The sequence below is a fragment of the Bartonella sp. OC68QHHN genome, assembly GCF_042193875.1.
Classification (GTDB): domain Bacteria; phylum Pseudomonadota; class Alphaproteobacteria; order Rhizobiales; family Rhizobiaceae; genus Bartonella; species Bartonella grahamii_A.
This window is the reverse complement of sequence record NZ_JBHIME010000010.1, coordinates 1-2,921: the sequence shown is the minus strand read 5'-3', so window position 1 is coordinate 2,921 and position 2,921 is coordinate 1. Positions and strand designations below refer to the sequence as shown.

Annotated in this window: 3 protein-coding genes and 1 pseudogene; all 4 read left to right on the top strand. The window is 39.7% G+C overall.

What is annotated here, in order from left to right; all coding sequences use genetic code 11:
- Positions 1–1,246 (top strand): HNH/ENDO VII family nuclease (locus ACFIJ0_RS00630; protein ID WP_375661367.1); only part of this gene is annotated, 1,246 nt, incomplete at its 5' end.
- A 62-nt stretch (positions 1,247–1,308) separates the two neighbouring features.
- Complete coding sequence (locus ACFIJ0_RS00625; RefSeq protein ID WP_375645234.1) at positions 1,309–1,887, top strand: SMI1/KNR4 family protein; 579 nt, start codon at positions 1,309–1,311, stop codon at positions 1,885–1,887.
- A 46-nt stretch (positions 1,888–1,933) separates the two neighbouring features.
- Complete coding sequence (locus ACFIJ0_RS00620; protein ID WP_375645233.1) at positions 1,934–2,524, top strand: SMI1/KNR4 family protein; 591 nt, start codon at positions 1,934–1,936, stop codon at positions 2,522–2,524.
- Positions 2,430–2,780: pseudogene (locus ACFIJ0_RS00615) on the top strand (SMI1/KNR4 family protein). Before ACFIJ0_RS00620 ends, ACFIJ0_RS00615 begins: the two are co-directional and overlap by 95 nt.
- Positions 2,781–2,921: the final 141 nt, after the last annotated feature.

Genomic DNA, 2,921 nt, shown 5'->3' with positions numbered 1-2,921 from the left:
TAGAGACCACACCATTGATGTCGCACGGGCTGCAGGGGGCGTTGCTGCTGCCCTTGCCGGTGGCGATGTTGATGCCGGCGCTGATGCCGCAGGCAATGCCGCTGCTAATAACTACCTCAGCAGTGCTCAACAGGCTCAGATGAAGAAAGAGTTAGAAGAGTGCCCTGATGATCAATGTCGAAGAGATGTTAACGAAAAATGGTTCGAGATTGATGAACAACAAGATAGAACTTTTTCGACAGGAGTTATGTCTGGTCTCATTGCTGATACACCAATCAAGCTATACGAGTTAGCTGATAGCGGTGTGAAGAACATGATGTTACAAATAATGATATTTGTTAGCAATCCATGGGGGGGCGCGAAAAGGGCTGTTAAAGACATTGGAACAGGAGCGTCTTGGGTCGTGAGTGGACATGTGATTGATGATGTCTGGGAAGGAGCTGGTCAATTCTGGGGAGGTATTGAGGATTCCTTTATAGGGGATATAGATTACGTAAAAGAGAATTTTGAAAAAGCGGGAGTTGACGGAGCTTTTAATGCTGGTTTTGAAACAGGAAGATTATCAGCCGGAGTGTTAGAAAACTTTGCTGGAGGAGCTGGAGTAGTCAAGGGAGGCATAAAGCTTGGCGAAAAGGCTGTGATCAAGTTCAATGCTAGGAAAGATTTTGCCCAATTCGCTTCCAAGAAAAATCTTGCAGAACTTGCCGCTCAGGGAGATCCTGACAAACTTGCGGCGAAGAAAGAACTGACCAAACTCGCTGATAAAGAAAAAAAGCTTTGGTTAAAAAAGAAACCCACTAAATTTACCGATAGCAAATTTGGACAGACTAACAAAGCCTATCAGAGAAACGACCTTTTTGATCCTAATAAAAGGGTTAAATGGACTGAAAAACAGGAAACGATATGGGGCACCAATGTTGAGAGAATGGCAGCAGGAAGAGCACCCATAGGATTTGATGGAAGGTCTGTTGAGTTGCATCACCTAAAGCAAACGCCTGAGGGGCCCATAGCAGAAATGAGCAAGGAATCTCATAATAAATATAGTTCTGTGATTCATGCTAATCCAAAAACACATAAATCGCTTATAGAGAGAGAAAAGTTTAAAAAATGGAGAGAGGAATATTGGAAGGAACGTGCTAAAGGGTATAGAGAACAAAAAAACAGTAATTTAGGAGGACTAATTGATATGAAATGGGGTATCATAGGTCTAAATTTTGACAGATGGGGACAGGAGCATCGGCAGTAATGCTCTAGGGTTGATGAAAAGAGAAAAAAGAAGTTTGGAGAATGATTGATGGAGAATAATCGATGAAAACCTATACCTTAGATGATGTTACAGTATTAGTTGATAAATATGAAGGTGATATTGTTAATTTTGCTAGCAAAGATAAGGAGGTTGATGATCTCGTGATTGAAAAGGCGGAGAAAGCTCTCGGTTTACAATTCACATCTTCCTATAAAGTTTTTTTAAAACATTATAAAGGGGGAGACATTGCTGGTTATGAAATCTATAGGCTTTATAAGGAGTGTGGAGAAGATATTCCTTTTGATGACATTGTTTGTCAAAACTTAAATAATAGGAGAGATGGTTTTGCAACACCAGAACAACTTGTCGTGTGTGACGCTGATTTTGGTGAAACCTTTTATTTTGATTATACGCAGTTTCGGGATGGTGAATGCCCACTCTATGTCAGGCTTCCATCTGAAGATTGCGAATATTACGCCAGTAATTTTTATGAATTCCTTTGTAAAAAAATTAAAGAATACGTAAGCGATGAGATACCTGAAGGTGACCAACCGATTGAAAAGATTGAGCACACTCCCACTCCGCAACCTATCCCTTTTTACAAGCGTTTTTGGAAAAAACTATGGAGGAGGGGCAATTGATAGAAGAAATACGGAGCGTTTATAACGCAAGTTTTGAGGATCATCCATGAAAACCTATACCTTAGCTGATGTTGCAGTATTAATTGATAAAGTGAATAAATATGATGATGAGATTATCAATTTGGGTAGTGAAGATGATGAAGAGAATGAAACAGATGATTTACAGATTGAAAAGGCGGAGAAAACTCTCGGCTTGCAATTCACATCCTCTTACAAAGTTTTCTTAAAAAAATATGGAGGAGGAGAAATAGGGGGTGAAGAAATTTTTAGCATTTATGGAGATTATGGGGAAGGTATTCCTGCTGGTGATATTGTTTACCGAAACTTACTCAATAGAAAACATGGTTTTGTGACAGCAGAACAGCTTATCGTATGTGAAGCCGATTTTGATGAAACCTTTTACTTTGATTATACACAGTTTCGGGATGGTGAATGTCCACTCTATGTCAGGCTTGCATTGGGCGATTGCGAATATTACGCGAGTAACTTTTATGAATTCCTATGCAAAAGAATTAAAGTACACGCGGGAGTTGAGATACCTGATGGTGATCAACCGATTGAGAAGATTGAGCACACTCCCACTCCGCAACCTATCCCTTTTTACAAGCGTTTTTGGAAAAAACTATGGAAGAGGTGAAATTGATAGGGGAAATATGAAGCGTTTATAATACAGACTTTGAAACTGTTTAGGAGGGTAATATTGTTTACCCAAACTGAAATGATAGAAAACAAGGCTTAGCAAAACCAGAACAGCTCGTTGTGAGTAGAACAGATTTTGGTGAAACCTTTTACTTTGATTATTCTCAGTTTCGGGATGGTGAATGCCCGCTCTATTTTGAGGTAATATCTGGAGATCCCTTTATTACGCCAGTAATTTTTATGCAAAAGAATGAAGGCTAACCTAGAATAGCTTTCTTTTTTATGAGCTTGGCTCTTCAAAGAATATTTTGGGTATTGTCTCGTCGATGTTAACGGCGGGCTTAACCAGCCAAATAACGCAAATGGCTGGTGTTGGACAATCTTTGCCAAAAACC